Annotated in this window: 20 protein-coding genes and 2 pseudogenes; 13 read left to right on the top strand and 9 right to left on the bottom strand. The window is 63.0% G+C overall.

Going from position 1 to position 19,877, the window contains the following annotated elements:
• Nucleotides 1-43: 43 nt before the first annotated feature.
• Together AB4O22_RS07635 and AB4O22_RS07630 are read left to right on the top strand one after the other, a co-directional pair.
• Nucleotides 44-2,071 (top strand): TRAP transporter permease, encoded by a 2,028-nt coding sequence (locus AB4O22_RS07635; RefSeq protein WP_003203272.1) that lies wholly within the window; start codon nucleotides 44-46, stop codon nucleotides 2,069-2,071.
• Nucleotides 2,068-2,454: a DUF1850 domain-containing protein gene (locus AB4O22_RS07630; protein WP_027912007.1), complete on the top strand. Its 387-nt coding sequence runs from the start codon at nucleotides 2,068-2,070 to the stop codon at nucleotides 2,452-2,454. Before AB4O22_RS07635 ends, AB4O22_RS07630 begins: the two co-directional genes overlap by 4 nt.
• 160 nt (nucleotides 2,455-2,614) lie before the next feature.
• On the opposite strand, the pseudogene AB4O22_RS07625 reads toward AB4O22_RS07630, so the two are convergent.
• Nucleotides 2,615-3,705, bottom strand: a pseudogene (locus AB4O22_RS07625) (SMP-30/gluconolactonase/LRE family protein).
• A 97-nt stretch (nucleotides 3,706-3,802) separates the two neighbouring features.
• Entirely contained in the window at nucleotides 3,803-4,933 is a 1,131-nt protein-coding gene (locus AB4O22_RS07620) for a sensor histidine kinase (RefSeq protein WP_003203281.1), read from the bottom strand.
• Between the two features lie 422 nt (nucleotides 4,934-5,355).
• Here AB4O22_RS07620 and AB4O22_RS07615 point away from each other — a divergent pair.
• Together AB4O22_RS07615 and AB4O22_RS07610 are read left to right on the top strand one after the other, a co-directional pair.
• Nucleotides 5,356-6,320: pseudogene (locus tag AB4O22_RS07615) on the top strand (EamA family transporter).
• A gap of 179 nt (nucleotides 6,321-6,499) precedes the next feature.
• Nucleotides 6,500-7,360, top strand: coding sequence for a CAP domain-containing protein (locus tag AB4O22_RS07610; RefSeq protein ID WP_460096066.1), 861 nt, complete (start codon nucleotides 6,500-6,502; stop codon nucleotides 7,358-7,360).
• Between the two features lie 49 nt (nucleotides 7,361-7,409).
• Here AB4O22_RS07610 and AB4O22_RS07605 read toward each other — a convergent pair whose 3' ends face one another.
• The 4 genes from AB4O22_RS07605 to ggt are packed head-to-tail and all read right to left on the bottom strand — an operon-like array spanning nucleotide 7,410 to nucleotide 11,616.
• A complete protein-coding gene (locus AB4O22_RS07605) occupies nucleotides 7,410-8,042 on the bottom strand; it encodes a Vgb family protein (RefSeq protein WP_460096065.1) in 633 nt (210 codons plus the stop codon).
• 34 nt (nucleotides 8,043-8,076) lie between these two features.
• Nucleotides 8,077-9,303, bottom strand: coding sequence for a helix-turn-helix domain-containing protein (locus tag AB4O22_RS07600; protein ID WP_460096064.1), 1,227 nt, complete (start codon nucleotides 9,301-9,303; stop codon nucleotides 8,077-8,079).
• An 11-nt stretch (nucleotides 9,304-9,314) separates the two neighbouring features.
• On the bottom strand, nucleotides 9,315-9,848 hold the full coding sequence (locus AB4O22_RS07595; RefSeq protein ID WP_003203296.1) for a cysteine hydrolase family protein: 534 nt from the start codon (nucleotides 9,846-9,848) through the stop codon (nucleotides 9,315-9,317).
• Nucleotides 9,849-9,888: 40 nt separating this feature from the next.
• Complete coding sequence (ggt, locus tag AB4O22_RS07590) at nucleotides 9,889-11,616, bottom strand: gamma-glutamyltransferase (RefSeq protein ID WP_460096063.1); 1,728 nt, start codon at nucleotides 11,614-11,616, stop codon at nucleotides 9,889-9,891.
• Between the two features lie 164 nt (nucleotides 11,617-11,780).
• Here ggt and AB4O22_RS07585 point away from each other — a divergent pair, with 164 nt between their 5' ends.
• On the top strand, nucleotides 11,781-12,212 hold the full coding sequence (locus AB4O22_RS07585) for a GNAT family N-acetyltransferase (RefSeq protein ID WP_223473020.1): 432 nt from the start codon (nucleotides 11,781-11,783) through the stop codon (nucleotides 12,210-12,212).
• A gap of 161 nt (nucleotides 12,213-12,373) precedes the next feature.
• Here the strand turns inward: AB4O22_RS07585 and AB4O22_RS07580 are convergent, their stop codons facing one another.
• Entirely contained in the window at nucleotides 12,374-12,724 is a 351-nt protein-coding gene (locus AB4O22_RS07580) for a hypothetical protein (protein ID WP_013693699.1), read from the bottom strand.
• Between the two features lie 141 nt (nucleotides 12,725-12,865).
• Here AB4O22_RS07580 and AB4O22_RS07575 point away from each other — a divergent pair, with 141 nt between their 5' ends.
• The 8 genes from AB4O22_RS07575 to AB4O22_RS07540 all read left to right on the top strand — a co-directional run bounded on the left by AB4O22_RS07575 (nucleotide 12,866) and on the right by AB4O22_RS07540 (nucleotide 17,082).
• The gene (locus AB4O22_RS07575; RefSeq protein WP_003203303.1) at nucleotides 12,866-13,126 is read left to right on the top strand and encodes a hypothetical protein; all 261 of its coding nucleotides are present in this window, start codon (nucleotides 12,866-12,868) and stop codon (nucleotides 13,124-13,126) included.
• Between the two features lie 2 nt (nucleotides 13,127-13,128).
• Nucleotides 13,129-13,464: a DUF6388 family protein gene (locus AB4O22_RS07570; protein WP_003203305.1), complete on the top strand. Its 336-nt coding sequence runs from the start codon at nucleotides 13,129-13,131 to the stop codon at nucleotides 13,462-13,464.
• 147 nt (nucleotides 13,465-13,611) lie between these two features.
• Complete coding sequence (gene tusD / locus AB4O22_RS07565) at nucleotides 13,612-14,004, top strand: sulfurtransferase complex subunit TusD (RefSeq protein ID WP_013693700.1); 393 nt, start codon at nucleotides 13,612-13,614, stop codon at nucleotides 14,002-14,004.
• Nucleotides 14,004-14,366, top strand: coding sequence for a sulfurtransferase complex subunit TusC (gene tusC, locus AB4O22_RS07560; protein WP_014337699.1), 363 nt, complete (start codon nucleotides 14,004-14,006; stop codon nucleotides 14,364-14,366). Before tusD ends, tusC begins: the two co-directional genes overlap by 1 nt.
• On the top strand, nucleotides 14,366-14,659 hold the full coding sequence (gene tusB, locus AB4O22_RS07555) for a sulfurtransferase complex subunit TusB (RefSeq protein ID WP_003203312.1): 294 nt from the start codon (nucleotides 14,366-14,368) through the stop codon (nucleotides 14,657-14,659). Before tusC ends, tusB begins: the two co-directional genes overlap by 1 nt.
• Nucleotides 14,656-14,991, top strand: coding sequence for a TusE/DsrC/DsvC family sulfur relay protein (locus AB4O22_RS07550; protein WP_460096062.1), 336 nt, complete (start codon nucleotides 14,656-14,658; stop codon nucleotides 14,989-14,991). The genes tusB and AB4O22_RS07550 overlap by 4 nt, the downstream gene beginning before the upstream one ends.
• Nucleotides 14,988-15,989 carry a glycosyl transferase family protein gene (locus AB4O22_RS07545; protein WP_046064134.1) on the top strand — a complete coding sequence of 334 codons (1,002 nt, stop codon included), beginning with the start codon at nucleotides 14,988-14,990 and terminating at the stop codon, nucleotides 15,987-15,989. The genes AB4O22_RS07550 and AB4O22_RS07545 overlap by 4 nt, the downstream gene beginning before the upstream one ends.
• 88 nt (nucleotides 15,990-16,077) lie before the next feature.
• The gene (locus AB4O22_RS07540) at nucleotides 16,078-17,082 is read left to right on the top strand and encodes a glutathione S-transferase family protein (protein WP_460096061.1); all 1,005 of its coding nucleotides are present in this window, start codon (nucleotides 16,078-16,080) and stop codon (nucleotides 17,080-17,082) included.
• Between the two features lie 119 nt (nucleotides 17,083-17,201).
• On the opposite strand, the gene cysG is transcribed toward AB4O22_RS07540, so the two are convergent.
• Entirely contained in the window at nucleotides 17,202-18,596 is a 1,395-nt protein-coding gene (gene cysG, locus AB4O22_RS07535; protein WP_460096060.1) for a siroheme synthase CysG, read from the bottom strand.
• Complete coding sequence (serS, locus tag AB4O22_RS07530) at nucleotides 18,597-19,877, bottom strand: serine--tRNA ligase (RefSeq protein ID WP_003203323.1); 1,281 nt, start codon at nucleotides 19,875-19,877, stop codon at nucleotides 18,597-18,599.

Below are 19,877 nucleotides of genomic sequence, written 5' to 3'. Positions count from 1 at the left end.
TCGTGTTTTCGCCCCTTGAATGTGAACAGAAGGCAGGCACCTCATGAGTGAAGACCAGCACGGCATCGCCACGGACCCGCGGGACTGGCCCAAGACACTGTTTTACGTGGCCTTGCTGTTTTCAGTGTTCCAGATCGTCACCGCCGCGTTTTCTCCAGTCTCCAGCATCGTGCTGCGGGCGGTGCATGTCGGCTTCCTGCTGTGGGTGGTGTTCCTCAGCTACCCGGCCTATGGCAAGCAGCGTCCCTGGCAGCCCCTGGCCTGGGTCCTGAGCCTGGGGAGCGTGGCGACGGCGCTCTATCAATGGGTGTTCGAAGCCGACCTGATCCAGCGCTCTGGCGACCTGACCACCGCCGACATGATCATCGGCGTGATCCTGATCGTGCTGGTCTTCGAAGCCGCCCGGCGGGTGATGGGCATCGCGCTGCCGATCATCTGCGGCCTGTTCCTGGCCTATGGCCTGTTCGGCGAATACCTGCCGGGGGATTTGGCCCATCGCGGCTATGGCGTCGATCAAATCATCAACCAACTGTCATTCGGCACCGAAGGCTTGTACGGCACGCCGACCTACGTGTCGGCCACCTATATCTTCCTGTTCATCCTGTTTGGCGCCTTCCTGGAAAAGGCCGGCATGATCAAGCTGTTCACCGATTTCGCCATGGGCCTGTTCGGCCACAAACTGGGCGGGCCGGCGAAAGTGGCGGTGGTGTCATCGGCGCTGATGGGCACCATCACCGGCTCAGGCATCGCCAACGTGGTCACCACCGGGCAATTCACCATCCCGTTGATGAAGCGCTTCGGCTACAAGGCCGCGTTTGCCGGCGGTGTGGAAGCGACTTCCAGCATGGGCAGCCAGATCATGCCGCCGGTAATGGGCGCGGTGGCCTTCATCATGGCCGAAACCATCAATGTGCCGTTCGTTGAAATCGCCAAGGCCGCATTGATACCCGCGTGCCTGTACTTCGGCTCGGTGTTCTGGATGGTTCACCTGGAAGCCAAACGCTCCGACCTCAAGGGCCTGCCCAAGGACCAGTGCCCCAGCGCCTGGGGCGCGGTCAAGGAAAACTGGTACTTGCTGATCCCGCTCGGGGTGTTGGTCTACCTGCTGTTTTCCGGACGCACACCGCTGTTTTCCGGCATGGTGGGCCTGGCATTGACAGCCATCGTGATTCTCGGCTCGGCGATCATTCTCAAGGTCTCGAACTATGCTTTGCGCTGTGCCTTCTGGATCGCCTTGGGGCTGCTGTGCGTCGGTTTTTTCCGGTTGGGCATCGGTGTCGTGTTCGCGGTGATCGGCGTGTTGGTGGTGGTCTGCTGGTTCATGCAAGGCACGCGGGAAACCCTGGTCATCTGCCTGCACGCGTTGGTAGATGGCGCGCGTCATGCCGTTCCAGTGGGGATCGCCTGCGCCTTGGTAGGCAGCATCATCGCCGTGGTCTCGCTGACCGGCGTGGCCTCCACTTTTGCCGGCTACATCCTCGCCATCGGCAGGGACAACCTGTTGCTGTCGCTGATCCTCACCATGCTCACTTGCCTGGTGCTGGGCATGGGCATCCCGACCATTCCCAACTACATCATCACCAGCTCGATCGCCGCGCCCGCCCTGCTGGAACTGGGCGTGCCGCTGATCGTGTCGCACATGTTCGTGTTCTATTTCGGCATCCTCGCCGACCTGACCCCACCGGTGGCGCTGGCCTGTTTCGCAGCCGCGCCCATTGCCCGGGAAAGTGGCCTGAAGATCAGCTTCTGGGCGGTGCGCATCGCCCTCGCCGGTTTCGTCATTCCGTTCATGGCGGTCTATAACCCGGCACTGATGCTCCAGGGCGACAACCTGTGGATGACCGCGTACATGCTGATCAAGACGTTGTTGGCCGTCGGGCTTTGGGGCATGGCGTCCACCGGCTATCTGCAACAGAAGATGCCGGTCTGGGAGCGCCTGTTGTGTTTTGCGGCTGGCGCGTTGCTGGTGGTGGCCCTGCCGCTGACCGACGAGATTGGCTTCGTGCTGGGTGGGCTGCTGATTTTCCAGCACATCTGGCGCTCGCGGCGTGCCGGACGGGCCTTGGCGTGATCGGGCTGTGTCTGGGCCTGTCCGGCGTGGTCTGGGCCCAGCTTCCCGTTGCCGATTTCACGCTGGCATGGAACCACACCATCGAAAAGATCCGCTGGGAGGAAGATTATCGCGTGACCGCACAAGGGTTGGTCCTGGGTGAAGCCAGGGTCAGAGGCAATGGCGCGGGCATGGAGATTCCCGAAAACGCCCGACTGGAAAATGGCAGTTGGCACTACCAACGCCAGATGCCGCCGCTGCAACCGCTGAGGCTGGGCCGTACGCCGCAGGCCGGCGATTATCAAGTGTGCTTCGATGGCACTTGCCGGCCGATGAGCCATTGGTTGGGGCCGCCGACAGAGGGCCAGCCGACCGTGGAGCTATGGAGTTGCGGACAATCCTGAACCCATCAGAGGATACTCACTGAACACACCCTTGTGACTAGGCCGTGGGAGCAAGGCTTGCCCGCGATACAGGCGACTCGATTTCTGAAAGACCGCATCGCCTGTATCGCGAGCAAGCTTTGCTCCCACAGTATCCTCGCCACAATGGAGAACCGCTCAATCAGGCAAACGTCGCCCCCCGTGTATTCACGAACAGCGAATACAGCGAATGGCTGCCGGCCATGAACAACCGATTGCCTTCCCGCCCTCCGAAGCAGACGTTGGGGCAGCGCTCCGGCAGGGAGATGTGCCCGATGGCTTTGCCTTCAGGGTTGAACACTCGCACACCGTCGAGTTTTTCCAGGTCGGCCTTGGGGTCGCCATTGCCGCCCCAACCGCACCAGAGGTTGCCGCTCTCGTCGCACTTGATTCCATCGATCGCCGCGTAATCCAGGCCTTCGATGTGCTTGCGCCGCTCCCCCAGCGTGCCATCGTCCTTGACCGTGATTGCCCAGATCAAGCGGTTGGGCTTGGCCCGGCCTTCGACCACGTAGAGGATTTTCTCGTCCGGGGAAAACACAACCCGTTCGGCCCCGCCAGGTCGTCGATCACCCGGCTGACCTTGCCGGTTCCGCCGTCGATGCGATACACCGCGTGGGGCTGGGCGGGGGTGACTTTGTGTCCCTCGTAGTTGTTGCCGGTCTGGAACGGCGGGTCGGTGAACCAGACCGAGCCATCACGCTTGCACACGATGTCGTTGGGCGAGTTCAGCGGCTTGCCTTCGAAACTGTCCGCCAGCACGGTGATAGTGCCGTTGTGCTCGGTGCGAGTGATGCGTCGGCCTTCGCTGGCGGTGGTGGAGCCTTCGCACACCAGCAGCCGGCCCTGGCGATCGCGGCACATGCCGTTGGAGAAGTTGGAATTCTCGCGGTACACCGACAGGCTGCCGGTGATTTCATCCCAGCGCACGATGCGGTTGTTTGGAATGTCGCTGACCAGCAGGTAACGACCGTCACCGACCCACACCGGCCCTTCTGCCCAACGCAGACCGGTGGCGAGTTTCTCCACGCTGGCGTTGAAGATGCGCAAGTCCATGAAGCTGGGGTCAAGGATATTGATCAGCGGGTCCGGGTAACGCTGGCTCAAGGGTTCGGCCTGGGCGAGCCCTGGCAGATTGCCAAGGGCGGCGGCAGCGGCCGAGACCACCAGGGATTTTTTCAGGAATACCCGGCGGCCCTGATCGGCGGCGGTTGCAGATTGCGAAGCATCCATCGGTGCGTCTCCGTTAATTATTATTGGACGGGACGACAGTTTTACTACGTGATAAGACATCGTACAAGTATGTGAATCTGCTCTTGCGGACAGTCGATCAGGCCGGGTTCAGCGGTATACGAACGGTAAATGTCGTGCCGACTTGCGCCTCCGAGTGGACCTTGATGGTGCCCTGATGGGCCGATACGATCGCCGAAGCGATGTGCAGGCCAAGTCCGAGCCCAGCCGTGGAACCGTACTGCATTTCACCGCTGCACAGACTTCGGACCATTGGGTTGAAGATGTTGGCAATGGCCTCTTTCTCGATAGGCTTGCCCTGGTTGTTGATCGCAATCACGGCCATATCCTTTTCCACGCTCAACGAAACAGTCACCGGCGTGCCTTCGGCACCATGCTGGACGGCGTTGCCAATCAGGTTGGCAAATACTTGCTCCATGCGGGCGGGATCAAACCGCGCCTCCAGGGCACCGGTCGTTTCAAAGCGGATTTCGCTTTCCGGGTGATAGGCCCGCGCCTCCTCCACCATGCCTTCGCAGGCGGCCACCAGATCGCCGTTGAAACGCTGCACCGGAATGCCCGAGCCGAGTTGGGTACGGGTGAAATCCAGCAGATCGCCGACGATCTTGTTGGCCCGCTTGACGCTGGTGTAGATGCGCGAAGTGATCTTGGTGGCCTTGGCGGGCAGGTCTCCCGCCCGCAGCAGCACTTCGGAACTCAGCAGGATCGCGCCCAAGGGGCTGCGCAGGTCATGCCCCAGAATCCCGAGAAAGATGTTGCGCGACGCATCCACCGCCCCCGAGTAACTGACGACGGACTCGGCCAAGGCCTGGTCCACGGCCTCGTTGAATCGAATCAGATCGTCCATGACCTGTTTGTGATCCAGCTGCGTGTGCGGCATCCAGAGCATGAGCACGCTGGTGCGCAGGGCCCGGTATTCGGAGACCATTTGTTCCACGGTGAAACCCGAGGACTGGCGGATGACCGCATGGGTTTCGGCGGCGGTTTCGGCATCCGCCGTCGGGGCCTCCCCGTGGGACTTGGCAATTGCCTCCTTGCGCGTTTGCGAGGTGCGCAGGTCAGCAGCGATGGTGCGCAGCATCTGCTCGGCATGGTCGCGCAGGGCCACGGAATCCATGCCAATGGATGCGGGGGTGATGGTTTTGGCGAAGTCTTCCCACGCCTGAAGAATCGGCTCGATATTGTCGAGAATGAAATCGGCCAGGCGCATGAGTTTTTCCGCAAGAAGGGCGATGCTGTAAACGACACAGCGGCCAGGTTTGTTGTACAGCAAAGCACCGGATAATGTGCGTAATGCTGTTCATTTTGATATTCCGCTGTGTTTTTTTGGGGGTGTATATCCTTTTCTGCGGTAACGGCGGCTGGCGGTTCCGCCGTTACGGCGGGTTACTTTCGACTGGGCCGGCTTCCTGGCTTTTCGAAAGTGACCCGCCGTAAAGGCGGAACCCTAAGTAGCCGTTACCGCAGAAACGGATATACACGCCAAAGCAACTAAATACCGAGCGTACAGCCCTGCCGACCTTGTCCCTTGCACCCCACGAGGTAAAAACCTTACAGTCGTACGACAACCTATAACTAAAAACAGCCGATCCAGGACCTTTTGCCTTGGCGGCCGCCATAGAGACACCTGCCATGACTCGCCCCATCGCTGCACCTGACACCCCCACGCCGTTACCCCGCCACCTCGCGGTGCTCGTCCTGCTATGCATGGGCTGTGCCTTCGCCGGGAACCACGTCGCCGCGCGGGCCGCGTTCGATGACGGTGCCGGTGTGCTGCTGGCGATCTTGCTGCGCTCGGGCGGGACGCTGCTGGTGCTGGCTGCGATGGTGCTCTGGCAACGACAGAGCCTGCGCCTGCCGCCCGGTGCGTGGCGCTGGCAATTGGCACTGGGGCTGTTGATCGGCGCCCAGAGCCTGTGCCTGTACTCCGCCGTGGCGCGGGTTCCGGTGGCGTTGGCGCTGTTGGTAGGCAACGTGTTTCCGATCCTGCTGGCTTTGCTGACCTGGGCCCTGGGCGGGCCACGCCCGACGGCGCGCACCGCCGCGTTGATGGGCATGATCCTGGTGGGGCTGGTGTTCGTGCTGGAAGTGCCGGCGCGGTTATCGTCTGGGCAAGGCGTCGGCCCGCAATGGCTGCTGGGGGTGGGTTTGGCCTTTGCGCTGCTTGCGCCTTTGCCTGCGCACTGTGGATCACCGATCACAAGTTGTCCCAGGTACGCGGCTCGGTCCGCAGCCTGCTGACGATCTTCATCGTCTTCAGCAGCGTCAACCTCGCCGGCCTGACCGGTGCCCTGCCCGGCGGTTTCGACCTGCCAGCCAGCAGCACCGGTTGGTTCGCCCTGGCGACCCTGGTGGTGCTCTACGGCACCGGCTTCACTGTGCTGTTCATTTCCGTGCCCCGCCTGGACATGCCGCGCAACGCCCCGGTGATGAACATCGAACCGCTGGCCACGCTGCTGATCGGCTGGCTGGTGCTGGACCAGATGCTCAACCCGGGCCAGGTGATGGGTGGCGCGATTGTGGTGACGGGCATCGTGCTGCTGACCTATCGCAAGGTCGAACGGGTCAAGGTGCCTGTGGCTGAAACGGCGAATTGAACCCGCTGAACACAGTTGTGCCAGCCCGCAGATACTCTTCGCCTTCCTGAAACTTGTTTCAAAACCGACAGTCCTACCCCAGCCGTGAAAACCCCGCCGATCTGCAGCGACGGGTTTTCCAGCTGATCGGCGCCAAGCCTGGCGCTAAAGCACCTCCCCCTTCTTGAGCCGTTCGCCCCATGCGCCACCCTGTTCGCTCTTGCCGTTTCGTTTCGCTGTGCTTGCTTGCCCTGTTTCCCTTGTTTACCAGCCCCGCCCATGCCCGCAGCGAAAGGCAGCTGGTGGACGCCATCAACGATTTCCGCAGCCAGTCGCGCCGCTGTGAATGGCGCACGGTGCGTGCCACCCAGCCACTGGTACTGCGTTCGAGCCTGGGCTTGCCGATGGGCTTTCGCGGTGGCCTGCGGGAAACCTTGAAAGACGCCGGCTATCAAGCCCGGGCTGTGCGCAGCATCCGCCTGACCGATGCGCGGGACGCCGAAGAAGCCTTCGACATGTTGGCCGACGAACATTGCGCAGCGCTGCTGGACAACCAGTACGCCGACATCGGTGTCAATCGGGTCGGTGATGAATGGCGCGTGGTGCTGGCGCAGCCCATGGCTGGCACACGGATGAGCGACGCGGGTGCGTCGGACAAGTCGCTGCTGGCCCAGGTCAACGCCGCCAGGGCCAAGCCACGGATGTGCGGGCGCCAGCGCTTTGCGGCGGCCCGGCCGCTGAGCTGGAACGCCGCGTTGGGAACCGCCGCCCAAGGCCACAGCCGGTCGATGGCCCGCGAGAACTATTTCGCCCATCGCGATCCGGACGGTCGCTCCTCTTCCGATCGCGCCAAGAGCGCCGGCTTTCGCGGACATAAACTGGGCGAGAACATCGCCGCTGGTCAACGCTCGCCGAGCCAGGCCATGCAAGACTGGCTGGACAGCCCGGGGCACTGCGCCAACCTGATGAACCCGATGTTCACCCAGATGGGCGCAGCTTCCGCCAGCGACTCACGCAGTGATGCGGGGGTGTACTGGACGATGGTGCTTGGTGCGCCGTGATGTGACGGACACCTTTGTGGCCAGGGAGCTATGGCAAATCTACCGCCTCTCACGCCGGCCGACGAACCGCCCTCACCTTGCCACTGCTACCGCCGCCACAGAAAAACCGGTCGGCCCCGTCGGACTCCAGCCCCGACACACCGGTCCCGGGTGGCATCGTCACGCTTTCCAGCACTTGCGCCGTTTGCGGATCGATACGTCGCAGGTCGCTCTCGTCGTTTTCCCAGGTGCCGTGCCAAAGCTCTCCATCGACCCAGGTCACGCCCGTGACAAAGCGGTTGGATTCGATGGTGCGCAGGACCCTTCCGTCGGCGGGATCGATCTGCAGTATCTTGCGCGCCTTGTACTGACCGACCCAGAGCGATCCTTCGGCCCACGCCATGCCGGAATCATCACCGCTGTTGGGGGCCGGAATCGTCGCCAATACCTGACCGGTGCGTGGATCGATCTTGCGGATGCTGTCGCCGGCAATCTGGAATAAATACTCACCGTCGAACGCCGTGCCCGCATTCGCCGGGACATCGAGCGAATACACGGTCTGGCCACTGACGGGATCGAGGGCATGCAACTTGTCGCCTGAAGCGAACCAGACGCGCTCGCCGTCATGGCTCACGCCATGCACGCAATCGACGCCCGGGAAAGGACCGTATTCACGCAGGATCTGTGCCTCTGAACGTTTCATCTCACTCGCCTCATCAGTGGGGTGTGACTGCAGCCTAATCCTCCGATGGCAGCGCAGTGAGTAACAATACCGTCGCGAATCCAGGCATCGGTGGCGCCAACCAGCGACGGGCCCTGGCGCGCCCGAACGACTGCGCCTTACCGGCGGCGGCCAGTGTCTCCAAGGCCCGTTGCACGCTACGCTGACTGATGTCCAGCGCCAGCGCCAGGGCTGAACTGGACCAGGCTTCACCGTCGGCCAGCAATGCCAGCACCGCTGCGTAGGGCTCCTCGACGACTCGCGCCAGCACCACGACCTCGTCGGCATGTCGCGGCACCAGGGTAAAACCGCGCTGGGTTGCCCTCACGTCAGCCAACGGACGAAGCGTGGCACGCAACCGCCCCATCTCGACCCGCAGCCGGGCGCGATGGGATTCATCCGTCAGTTTCAAGCCGAAGGCCTGGGTCATGAGCGTTTCCCTTGGCACGTCGCCAGGCCAGGCTTGAGCCAGCCCTCGCGCCAGGGCGAACAATACCGGACGCCGGGCAAGGCTGACCTGAATGCCGGCGCCGCTGATCCCATAGCGGCACGCGTCCACCACCAACGCCGACCCGGCCAACAGCGCTTGCACTTCTTCCAGCAGGAGCAAGCGCTCCTGGCCTCGGGCGATCAGCCGCGCGGCGGGTGTGCGCAGTAGCCGCCAGGCGCTTTCAATTTCGGCGCTCAGCGCGCCGATTCCCGCTTGCCCTGCGGCTTGCCCGGCCCGTTCGAGGGCGGCGCGGGCGGCCTGTGTTTGCAACCGTCGCATGGCGATTCCCGCAGCCACTAACTCGCAAGCCGCCCGTGATGCCAAGGGCAGGCAGGCAAGCTCCAGGTCAACGAGCCTGCGTTCGGCCTCGTCGAGCCGACCGATCAACAGCAGCCGCCGGATTTCGATCGTGTGGGCGTGCGCAACGTTCGCCCGGTCGTCGTGGGTTTCGAGCACCGCCCGCGCGGCGTCGAGGCGCTTCATCGGCCAAGCCAGGTCACGGGACGCCAGGGCGATTTCGCCTTCGGCGACCACACAGCGCGCCCGTGCCACGGCCGCCTTGGGCCCGAAGGCCGCGCCCGCCCGACGCATCAGGGCCCTGGCCCGAACCAGATCCCCCAACTGCGCCATGGCAATGCCGCGAAGTGCGAGGGCCGGGGCATCGTTGCGCAGCGCGACGCGATTGAGCGCAGCGACAGGGTCCCCCGTCGCCAGTGCTCGCGCCGCTGCGGTGATCAGAGGGTCAGCTGTCATCGGTCTTGGGGTCAGAGGCGGATGTCGGCAGCCGGCACCACGTCGATCCGCGATACCGCACTGCTCAGCCGCCCCAATCGGTTGTTGTGATTGGCGATGATCTGCTCAGCCGCCATGCTGCCGTTGTCCACCGTGGAGTGGGCATCGGCCGCCAAAACCACGTCGTACCCCAGGGCATGGGCTTGGCGCACGGTAGCGTTGACGCAATAGTCGGTTTGCAACCCGCAGACCACCAGGCGGTCGATGCCTCGGGCCTGCAACAACGGTTGCAGGTCGGTCTGGTAGAAGGCATCGGGGGTGGTCTTGCGCACCCGCAGGTCATCGGCAGCGGTCAGCAGGTCGTCGGCCAGTTGCCAGGCGGCAGAACCATACGTCAGCGAGCCTTCCAACTCTTCGTGCTGGATCAGGATCACCGTCAAGCCCAGGGCCCGGGTTTTGGCCGCCAGTTCGTTGATGGTCCGGATGATGCGCTGGCTGTCGAAGCATTCCTCTTCGCCTGAGCACAGCGCGTTCTGGACATCGATGATCAGCAATGCGGTGTTCATGACCTTCCCTCTTCAAACAATATCGCAGCCGCGCGATAACTCAATACCCCAGCGACAACCCAGTGTTGCGACGGGGGTCGTTGGCGCCATAGAAGCGGTTCTTGCCCACCGGTTTGCCACCCAATGACGGCGCACCGACCAGGATCGCGGCAATGTGGTTGGGGTCCTGCGGGCCGGCAAACTTGTGCCCCCAGCTCTCCAGCAGCTTGCGGGTATCCGGGCTGGCCGCAAAAGTCTCCAGGTTGGTTTCCTCCGGCATCCACTGTTGGTGGAAACGTGGGGCGTCGACAGCCTCCTGGAGGTTCATGCCGTAGTCGATCACATTGAGGATCGTCAGCAACGTCGCGGTGATGATCCGGCTGCCGCCCGGGGTGCCGACCACCATGACCGTCTTGCCGTCCTTGGTGACAATGGTCGGGCTCATGGATGACAGCGGCGCCTTGCCCGGCGCGATGGCGTTGGCTTCGCCCTGCACCAGGCCATACATGTTGGGCACGCCGACCTTGGCGGTGAAGTCGTCCATTTCATCGTTGAGAATCACCCCGGTCTTGCTTGCCATGACACCGGCACCGAACCAGTCGTTCAGGGTGTAGGTGACCGAAACGGCATTGCCCCACTGGTCGACGATGGAGTAATGGGTGGTGTTGCTGCCCTCATGGGGCGCCACGCCGGGCTTGATCTTCTGCGAGTCGCCGGCCTTTTGCGGTTCGATCGCGGCCCGCAGCTTGGCGGCGTAGTTTTTATCCAGCAGATGGTCGATGGGGTTCTTCACGAAGTCCGGGTCCCCCAGGTAACTGTTGCGGTCCACGTAGGCGTGGCGCATGGCTTCGATCTGATAGTGCATGCCCTGGGCCGAATGGAATCCCAGGTCCTTCATCGGATAGCCGTCGAGGATGTTCATGATCTGGCACAGCACCACTCCACCGGAACTGGGCGGCGGCGCCGAGATGATGTGGTAGCCGCGGTAGTCGCACTCCACCGGGGCCAGCTCGCGGGTCTTGTACTTGTCCAGGTCGGCCTGGGTGATGATGCCTTTGTTGGCCTGGCTGGAGGTGACCAGGGCATCGGCGACCCAACCCTTGTAGAAACCGTCGGCACCCTTGGCGGAGATTTCCCGCAGGGTCTTGGCGAGGTCTTTTTGCACCAGTTTCTGGCCGACCTGCATGGGCTCGCCGTTGTGCAGGAAGATCGCCCCGGAGTCACGCATGTCCTTCTTGAACACATCGGTGGCGGTTTCCAGCAGATCGACATCGCCCTGCTCCAGGGCAAAGCCTTCCTCGGCGAACTTGATGGCCGGGGCGATCAATTCCGCCCGCGGTTTACTGCCGTATTTCTTCAATGCCAACTCCATGCCGGAGACGGTGCCGGGCACGCCCACGGCCAGGTGTCCGCGGGTGCTGAGGTCGGGGACGACGTTGCCATCCTTGTCCAGGTACATGTTGGCCGTGGCGGCCAGGGGCGCTTTTTCGCGGAAATCCAGGAACGTCTTGCGGCCATCGGCCATTTGCAGGGTCATGAAGCCACCCCCGCCCAGGTTACCCGCCGCCGGATACACCACCGCCAGGGCATACCCCACCGCCACCGCCGCATCCACGGCATTGCCGCCGCTCTTGAGCACATCGACACCCACGTGGGTCGCCAGGTGCTGGGCGGTGACCACCATGCCGTTCTCGGCGGCCACTGGCGCCTGGGAGGCGGCCTGGGCATACAAACAGCTGAGGGTCAGGGTGGTGGCAATGAGGGTCCGGGCAAAGGATTCGAACTTCATGAGTCGGCCTCTTCTTGTTTTAAAAAGTCGGGGATCGCATCAAGCAACTAGCTAGTATGGCCTGGTTTGCGTAATGCGCCTGTTCTCCCGTCCACCGGGTGACGCCACGGTAGCCTTTGAGATAGGCTCCTGCGGTTCATCTTGACTGCATAAGGACATCGCCGATGACGCTACGAATCGAACGCACGGACACGCCCACCGACGAAGAACGCCAAGCCATCCTCGCCCCGCTACGCGCCTATAACACGGCCAAGACCGGCGGGACGGTGCCTGAACTGGTGGCTTGGCTGGTGCGGGACGAACAGGACGAAATCGTTGGGGGGCTCTACGGCCGAGTGTTTTTCGGCTGGCTGTATATCGAGCTGCTGGTGGTGCCGGAACAGGCCCGGGGCCAGGGCACGGGCTCGACCCTGATGCAGATGGCCGAAGAACTGGCCCGGGAGAAAAACTGCGTGGGCATCTGGTTGGACACCTTCGACTTCCAGGCGCCGGAGTTCTACCGCAAACACGGCTTCACGGAAATCGGCCAGATCGACGACTACCCGCCAGGCCACCAGCACTTCTTCTTCCAGAAGCGCCTGACGCCTACAGATTGAAACGCAAACCCTGTGGGAGCGAGCTTGCTCGCGATAACCATCTAGCAGTCAACACTGTCGTCTGACCCACCGCCATCGCGAGCAAGCTCGCTCCCACAAGGGGGCCGGATTCACCGCCAATCCTCTGTGGGAGCGAGCCTGCTCGCGATCGGCCTATCTGCTTAAAGACACGTCGCCAACGCCGCCAACCGGCGCTTGGCCACGAAGTCGTCATGCTTGGCGTAATAACTCAACTCGGTGCCTGTCGCACCGGCATGCAGATCGACAAACGATTCGGCAGAGCGGGTGTAGACCGTCGAGCCGCCCTTCTTGCCCGGTTGCAGGTAGGCGCCGGCATCGACACCAAACACCGCTTCGTCCTGCCAGGAGAACTGCACGCACTGGGCCACGACCTGTTCGGGTTTGTCCGAGGTCAGGGTCTTGTAAGGGGCCTGGGTCCGGGCCTCGTTCATCGCCGAACCCGCGCAGCCGGCCAGCAAGGTTGCGGCCAGGGCCACGGTCAACATTCGCATTGCGTTCACTCATCAAGAAAAAAACGGACTGTAGCACTGCGGCCCGGGCCTTCGTGCTGCTTTACTGAAATTTACACGGGACATCGGCCTGCGATTCGCGCACCCTGTCGCGCCATTGCCACCAGCCACGCGGAACACCCCATGACCCCCAACGCCGAATTCTACAAACCCACCGCCGAATACGCCGACAAACTGATCAGCCAGATCGGCCAGACACCGTCCTGGATCGCCAAGCGCCTCGGCGTCACCGACAAGCGGATTCGCTACATCCTCGACGGCGAACGCACCGTCAAGGGCGAAACCACGCCGATCCAGATGACCTACACCGAACAATTCGCCCTCGAATGCCTGGCGGCTGCGGCCAAGGCCAGCAAGAAGCAGTCTGCATCCCCCAAGGAGTGACCATGGCGGCAACCGAACAGCAACACGAACGAGCCCTGGAAAAATTCCTCGACGAGCGCCCCGAGCTGCGCGTCGAGCTGGACCACCTCAACCCGCTGCTGGCCCAGGCCAAGGGCGAGACTGCCGCGCAGTACCGCGCCGAGCGGTTGCATGAAGCCTTCGAAGCCGAGGCCGAGCGCCTGGGCCTGTTTGCCTGGGAACTGACCCTGCAACTGACCGCCGCTTCACCCCAGGACTACCAGGCCCAGCGCCTGGAAGTGCACAAGGAAGTGGCGGAGATGGCGGGGATGGAATGGGCGGAGTATTGCGAGTTGCATGGCCTCAAACTCCAGGACTGAGCACTTTCCCTGTGGCCTGTAGGAGCAGCCGAGCAGGAGCATTCTTTAAATGCCCCTGAACCAAACAGGTCTCGCCCCCTTCCCTGGCAATCGCCCCACCGCCCATAAAGCTTTATCATGGCCGCAGTTTTGCTGATCGGGTCTGTCATGAAGTTCGCCATCGCGCTGTTTTCCGCCGCCCATGCGCCCTCCTCGCGCCGTGCCTTGCTGTTTGCCCAGGCTGCGCTGGCGGGCGGGCATGAGATCGTGCGGCTGTTTTTCTATCAGGACGGCGTCTATAACGCCTGCGCCAGTGTCGTCACGCCCCAGGACGAACAGGACCTGCCCCAGCAATGGCGAACCTTTGTCAGCGACAACCAGCTCGACGGCGTGGTCTGCATCGCGGCGGCGTTGCGTCGTGGGGTGTTGAACGAGGAAGAGGCCCAGCGCTACCAGCGTTCGGCGGCCAGTGTCGAGGCGCCCTGGGCCTTGTCCGGGCTGGGCCAGTTGCACGATGCGATCCAGGACGCCGACCGTTTGATCTGCTTTGGAGGCGCGTGATGGCCAAGTCTTTATTGCTCATCAGCCGCCAGGCCCCATGGTCCGGCCCCGGTGCCCGTGAAGCGCTGGACATCGTCCTGGCCGGCGGTGCATTCGACCTGCCGATCGGCCTGCTGTTTCTCGATGACGGGGTGTTCCAGCTCACCGCCGGCCAAAACGCCAAGGCGGTCCAGCAAAAGGACCTGAGCGCCAACCTGCAGGCGTTGCCGATGTTCGGCGTCGAGGACCTGTTCCTCTGTGCCGACAGCGCCGCCGAACGAGGTATCGCCACCGATACCTTGGCGCTGGGCGACGTGAAAGCACTGACCGCGCCGCAAATCGCCGCGCTCATTGACCGTTACGACCAGGTGATCACCCTCTGATGTCGACTTTGCACGTGTTGTCTCATTCGCCCTTCGGCGATAACCGCCTCGCCAGTTGCCTGCGGGTACTGGGCAATCAGGATGCGCTGCTGCTGTGCGGCGACGCGACGTACGCGTTGCAACCGGGCAGCCCACCGTTTGAGGTGCTGCAGGCCGCCGGCGTGAACCTGTTCGTGCTCGCCGAAGACCTCCAGGCCCGCGCCCTGGACACGCCAGACTGGGCCGAAGCCATCAACTACTCAGGTTTCGTCGAGCTGTCGATCGAGCACGACAAGGTCAACACCTGGCTATGAAGACGCTGAACGTGGGCGACCGCGCCATCGCGCTGGACAAGGACGGCTACCTGGCCGACCTTGACGACTGGTCGGCCGAGGTCGCCACGGCCCTGGCAACCGCCGAAGACATCGAGCTGAGCCCCGAACACTGGGAAATCCTCGAACTGCTGCGCGGCTTCTACAACGAATTCCAGCTCTCCCCCGCGACCCGACCGCTGATCAAGTACACGGCACTGAAACTGGGCGCGGACAAAGGCAATAGCCTGTACCTGAACCGATTGTTCAAAGGCACTCCCGCCAAACTCGCCGCCAAGCTGGCGGGCCTGCCCAAACCGACGAATTGCTTATGACCGACTTCCCATCGCTGACCCTTGAGACCCCGGCCGAACACCCGTTCGCCCAGTTCGTGCGCATCCTTGGCAAAGGCAAGCGCGGTGCCCGCAACCTGACCCGCGAAGAAGCTCGCGAAGCCATGGGCCTGGTGCTCGACGAAAAGGTCGAGGACACCCAGCTAGGCGCCTTCCTGATGTTGCTGCGACACAAGGAAGAAAGTGCCGAGGAGATGGCCGGTTTCACCGAGGCCCTGCGTGAACGCCTGGTGGTCCCGGCGTTGGCGGTGGACCTCGACTGGCCGACCTACGCCGGCAAGAAGCGCCATTTGCCGTGGTACCTGCTGGCGGCCAAGTGCCTTGGGCAGAACGGCGTGCGGATCTTCATGCACGGCGGTGGCGCTCATACGGCAGGCCGGCTCTACACCGAACAATTGCTGGGTTTGTTGCAGATCCCACTGTGCCGGGATTGGCAGCAGGTCGGCAGCGCGCTGGACAACGGCGGTCTGGCCTTCATGCCGCTGGTGGACTGGGCGCCGCAGATGCAGCGGATGATTGACCTGCGCAACACCCTGGGCCTGCGCTCGCCGATCCACTCCCTGGCACGCATCCTCAACCCGCTGGCCGCCCGGTGCGGCTTGCAAAGCATCTTCCACCCGGGCTATCAGGCCGTGCACCGCGATGCCAGCGGCTTGCTCGGTGATACCGCCATCGTCATCAAGGGCGACGGCGGCGAGATCGAAATCAACCCGGACGCCGACAGCCACTTGTACGGCACCACCGGCGGCGTCAGTTGGGACGAAGAATGGCCGCGATTGGCCGAGCAGCGCCACGTCAAACCGGAAAACCTCGATCCCGAGCACTTGAAGGCGATCTGGCGTGGCGACGTCGAGGACAGCTACCCACAACTGGCGCTGATCGCCACCATGGCCCTGGCCTTGCGTGGCCTGGGCCTGGCGCGCGAAGAAGCGTTCGACAAAGCCCGGCAGTATTGGGATGCCCGGGATCGTTCGATTTAACCGATCATTAGCGCCCAACCTTTGCGCTTTTACTCCGAACCTATCGGAATAGACTCGCCTCCAACGTTTATTGGCCGAGGAGATCGAGATGGGTTTGTTAGTCGAGGGCCGCTGGCAGGATCAGTGGTATGAAAGCAAGGACGGCACCTTCCAGCGCGAACAGGCGCAACGCCGTCACTGGGTGACTGCCGACGGCAGCGCCGGCCCTTCGGGCGACAGCGGTTTTGCCGCCGAGGCCGGGCGCTACCATTTGTACGTGTCCCTGGCCTGCCCCTGGGCGCACCGCACGCTGATCTTGCGCAAGCTCAAGGGCCTGGAAGACTTGATCGATGTGTCGGTGGTCAGCTACCTGATGTTGGAAAACGGCTGGACCTTCGACAAGACCCACGGCTCCACTGGCGACAAACTCGACAACCTGAGCTTCCTGCATCAGCGCTACACCGCCAACACGCCGGACTACACTGGCCGCGTTACCGTGCCGGTGCTGTGGGACAAACGCCAACAACGCATCGTCAACAATGAATCGGCGGAAATCATCCGCATGTTCAACAGTGCCTTCGACGACTTGACTGGCAACGACCTGGACCTGTATCCCGAACACCTGCGCCGCGATATCGACGCCTTGAACGAGCGGATCTACCCGGCGGTGAACAACGGTGTGTACCGTGCCGGATTCGCCACGACCCAAGCCGCGTATGAAGAAGCCTTCGACCGGCTATTTGCCGAACTGGATTGGCTGGAAGCGTTGCTGGCAACCCGCCGTTACCTGGCTGGCGAATACCTGACCGAGGCGGATATTCGCCTATTCACTACGATCATCCGCTTCGACGCGGTGTACTTCGGCCACTTCAAATGCAACCTGCGGCGCATCGCCGATTATCCGAACCTGTCGAACTGGCTGCGGGAGTTGTACCAGTGGCCAGGCATTGCCGAGACCGTGGATTTCACCCACATCCAAGGCCATTACTACGGCAGCCACAAGACCATCAACCCCAATGGGATCGTGCCCAAGGGGCCGAAGCAGGACCTTACGGTCGCCCATGATCGGGGAAGGTTGAGTGGGAAAGGGATTTGGCGTGGGGCTGGGGATTGAACCTGGGTTTTCGCTGTATTTGAGGGCCTCATCGCGAGCAAGCTCGCTCCCACATTGGACTGTATTCAAACACGGTCCACTGTGGGAGCGAGCTTGCTCGCAATCGGGACAACACGGTTTCAGACCTGGCCTTGAGCCCCTTCAAACCACGCCAGCTTCTCGCGCAACTGCACCACTTCCCCAACAATCACCAGGGTCGGCGCATGCACTTCGTGCTCGGCCACCAGCCGTGGCAAGTCCGCCAAAGTGCCGGTAAATACCCGCTGGTTGGACGTCGTGCCCTGCTGGATCAACGCCGCTGGCGTATCCGCCGCACGGCCATGCTTGATCAGCTCGCTGCAGATCATCGGCAGGCCGACCAAGCCCATGTAGAACACCAGCGTCTGGGCCGGAGAGACCAGGTCGGCCCATGGCAAGTCGCTGGTGCCGTCCTTGAGATGGCCGGTGATGAAACGCACCGATTGGGCGTAGTCGCGATGGGTCAGCGGGATTCCGGCGTAGGCCGCGCAACCACTGGCCGCGGTGATGCCCGGGACGACCTGGAACGGGATGCCATGGGCCGCCAGCTCTTCGATCTCCTCGCCGCCGCGCCCGAAGATGAACGGATCACCGCCCTTCAACCGCACCACGCGCTTGCCTTGGCGAGCCAGGTCCACCAATTGCTGGTTGATCTGGTCTTGGGGTACGGCATGTTCGGAACGGCGCTTGCCGACGTAGATGCGCTCGGCGTCGCGCCGGCAGAGCTCCAGGATCGCCGGCGCCACCAGGCGGTCGTACAGCACCACGTCCGCCTGTTGCATCAAGCGCAAGGCGCGGAAAGTCAACAGGTCCGGATCGCCCGGCCCGGCGCCCACCAGATAAACTTCGCCCGGCGCGTCCGGCGCCTGGCCATCGATCTTTTCCCGCAGCAGGCGCTCGGCTTCAGCGCCCTGCCCGGCCAGTTGCCGGTCGGCGATAGGGCCCTGGAACACTTCTTCCCAGAACGCCCGTCGTTGCTGTACATCGGGAAACAAGCCTTTGACCTGGCTGCGAAAACGCGCCGCCAGCCCAGCCAACTGCCCGTAGGTCGACGGAATCCAGGTTTCCAGCTTGGCCCGGATCAGCCGCGCCAGCACCGGCGCATCGCCGCCGCTGGACACCGCGATCACCAAGGGTGAGCGGTCGACGATCGCCGGGAAAATCACGCTGCACAGCGCTGGCGCGTCCACCACGTTGACCGGCACGCAACGCTTATGGGCGTTTGCCGAGACCTGGGCATTGAGCGGTTCGTCGTCGGTGGCGGCAATGATCAGCCCGCAACCGTCCAGATCCGTTTCAAGGTAACCGCGCTGGAGGCACTCGCCGCCGCTGCCACTGACCAGTTCCCGCAACTGCGGTTCGATGTCGGGTGCAACCACCCGCAGCAACGCGCCGGCATCAGCCAGCAGGCGGGACTTGCGCAAGGCAATCTCCCCACCGCCGACCACCAGCACGCGGCTGCCGCGCAGGTTGTGGAACAGTGGCAAATAGTCCATTTAGCCGATGACCTCGATGCCGCCCATGTAGGGCTTCAACACTTCAGGCACACGGATCGAACCGTCGGCCTGCTGGTAGTTTTCCAGCACGGCCACCAGGGTACGACCCACCGCCAGGCCGGAGCCATTAAGGGTGTGGACCAGTTCCGGCTTACCGGTTTCCGGATTGCGGAAACGCGCCTGCATGCGGCGGGCCTGGAAGTCGCCGCAGTTGGAGCACGAGGAAATCTCGCGGTACTTGTCCTGGCTCGGGATCCAGACTTCCAGGTCGTAGGTCTTGACCGCACTGAAGCCCATGTCGCCGGTGCACAGCGCCAGGGTGCGATACGGCAGTTCCAGCAGTTGCAGGACCTTCTCGGCGTTGGCGGTCAGGCTTTCCAGCGCTTCCATGGACTTCGAAGGCTCGACGATCTGCACCATCTCGACCTTGTCGAACTGGTGCTGGCGGATCATGCCACGGGTGTCACGGCCCGACGCCCCGGCTTCACTGCGGAAGCACGGCGTGTGGGCAACGAACTTGATCGGCAGTTGCTTGGCGTCGACGATTTCGCCGGCCACGATGTTGGTCAGCGACACTTCGGCGGTCGGGATCAGGTACAGGTCTGCCTCGCCTTCGCGGCTGATCTTGAACAGATCTTCCTCGAACTTCGGCAACTGGCCAGTACCTTGCAGAGCCGGGGCCTGGACCAGGTAAGGCGTGTAGGCCTCTTCGTAGCCATGCTCGGTGACGTGCAGGTTGATCATGAACTGGGCCAGGGCCCGGTGCAGGCGGGCAATCGGCCCGCGCAGCAAGGCAAAACGAGCGCCCGACAGCTTGGCGGCGGTTTCGAAGTCCAGCCAGCCGAATTTCTCGCCCAGGGCCACGTGGTCCTGGACCGGGAAATCGAAGGCTTTCGGCGTGCCCCAACGGCGCACTTCGACGTTGCCCTCTTCGTCTTCACCGACCGGCACCGATTCGTGAGGCAGGTTCGGGATGCCCAACAGGATCGAATCCAGCTCGGTCTGGATCGCGTCCAGCTCGACCTTGCCGGCGCTCAATTCGCCCGCCATGCGCTCGACATCAGCCATCAGCGGCGCGATGTCTTCACCGCGCTGCTTGGCCTGGCCGATGGACTTGGAGCGCGCGTTACGTTCAGCCTGCAGGGCTTCGGTGCGGGTCTGGACGGTCTTGCGCTGTTCTTCCAGCGCTTCGATGCGCGCGACGTCCAGGGCAAAGCCACGGGATGCCAGGCGGTCCGCTACGTCCTGAAGGTTGCTACGTAACAGTTTGGAATCGAGCAT

This window comes from Pseudomonas sp. S3_B11 (genome assembly GCF_054667715.1).
Note: the sequence above shows the minus strand (reverse complement) of the source record. Positions and strands in the feature narration are given on the sequence as shown.

Excerpts from the sequence above, each read along its gene's own strand:
- AB4O22_RS07605 (WP_460096065.1), bottom strand. The coding sequence starts at position 8,042 with ATGAAACGTTCAGAGGCACAGATCCTGCGTGAATACGGTCCTTTCCCG.
- AB4O22_RS07550 (WP_460096062.1), top strand. The coding sequence starts at position 14,656 with ATGAAGACGCTGAACGTGGGCGACCGCGCCATCGCGCTGGACAAGGAC.
- serS (WP_003203323.1), bottom strand. The coding sequence starts at position 19,877 with ATGCTCGATTCCAAACTGTTACGTAGCAACCTTCAGGACGTAGCGGAC.
- AB4O22_RS07580 (WP_013693699.1), bottom strand. The coding sequence starts at position 12,724 with ATGCGAATGTTGACCGTGGCCCTGGCCGCAACCTTGCTGGCCGGCTGC.
- AB4O22_RS07620 (WP_003203281.1), bottom strand. The coding sequence starts at position 4,933 with ATGCGCCTGGCCGATTTCATTCTCGACAATATCGAGCCGATTCTTCAG.
- ggt (WP_460096063.1), bottom strand. The coding sequence starts at position 11,616 with ATGAAGTTCGAATCCTTTGCCCGGACCCTCATTGCCACCACCCTGACC.
- AB4O22_RS07600 (WP_460096064.1), bottom strand. The coding sequence starts at position 9,303 with ATGACAGCTGACCCTCTGATCACCGCAGCGGCGCGAGCACTGGCGACG.
- tusD (WP_013693700.1), top strand. The coding sequence starts at position 13,612 with ATGAAGTTCGCCATCGCGCTGTTTTCCGCCGCCCATGCGCCCTCCTCG.
- AB4O22_RS07610 (WP_460096066.1), top strand. The coding sequence starts at position 6,500 with ATGCGCCACCCTGTTCGCTCTTGCCGTTTCGTTTCGCTGTGCTTGCTT.
- cysG (WP_460096060.1), bottom strand. The coding sequence starts at position 18,596 with ATGGACTATTTGCCACTGTTCCACAACCTGCGCGGCAGCCGCGTGCTG.
- AB4O22_RS07575 (WP_003203303.1), top strand. The coding sequence starts at position 12,866 with ATGACCCCCAACGCCGAATTCTACAAACCCACCGCCGAATACGCCGAC.
- AB4O22_RS07545 (WP_046064134.1), top strand. The coding sequence starts at position 14,988 with ATGACCGACTTCCCATCGCTGACCCTTGAGACCCCGGCCGAACACCCG.
- AB4O22_RS07585 (WP_223473020.1), top strand. The coding sequence starts at position 11,781 with ATGACGCTACGAATCGAACGCACGGACACGCCCACCGACGAAGAACGC.
- tusB (WP_003203312.1), top strand. The coding sequence starts at position 14,366 with ATGTCGACTTTGCACGTGTTGTCTCATTCGCCCTTCGGCGATAACCGC.
- AB4O22_RS07635 (WP_003203272.1), top strand. The coding sequence starts at position 44 with ATGAGTGAAGACCAGCACGGCATCGCCACGGACCCGCGGGACTGGCCC.
- AB4O22_RS07570 (WP_003203305.1), top strand. The coding sequence starts at position 13,129 with ATGGCGGCAACCGAACAGCAACACGAACGAGCCCTGGAAAAATTCCTC.
- AB4O22_RS07595 (WP_003203296.1), bottom strand. The coding sequence starts at position 9,848 with ATGAACACCGCATTGCTGATCATCGATGTCCAGAACGCGCTGTGCTCA.
- AB4O22_RS07540 (WP_460096061.1), top strand. The coding sequence starts at position 16,078 with ATGGGTTTGTTAGTCGAGGGCCGCTGGCAGGATCAGTGGTATGAAAGC.
- tusC (WP_014337699.1), top strand. The coding sequence starts at position 14,004 with ATGGCCAAGTCTTTATTGCTCATCAGCCGCCAGGCCCCATGGTCCGGC.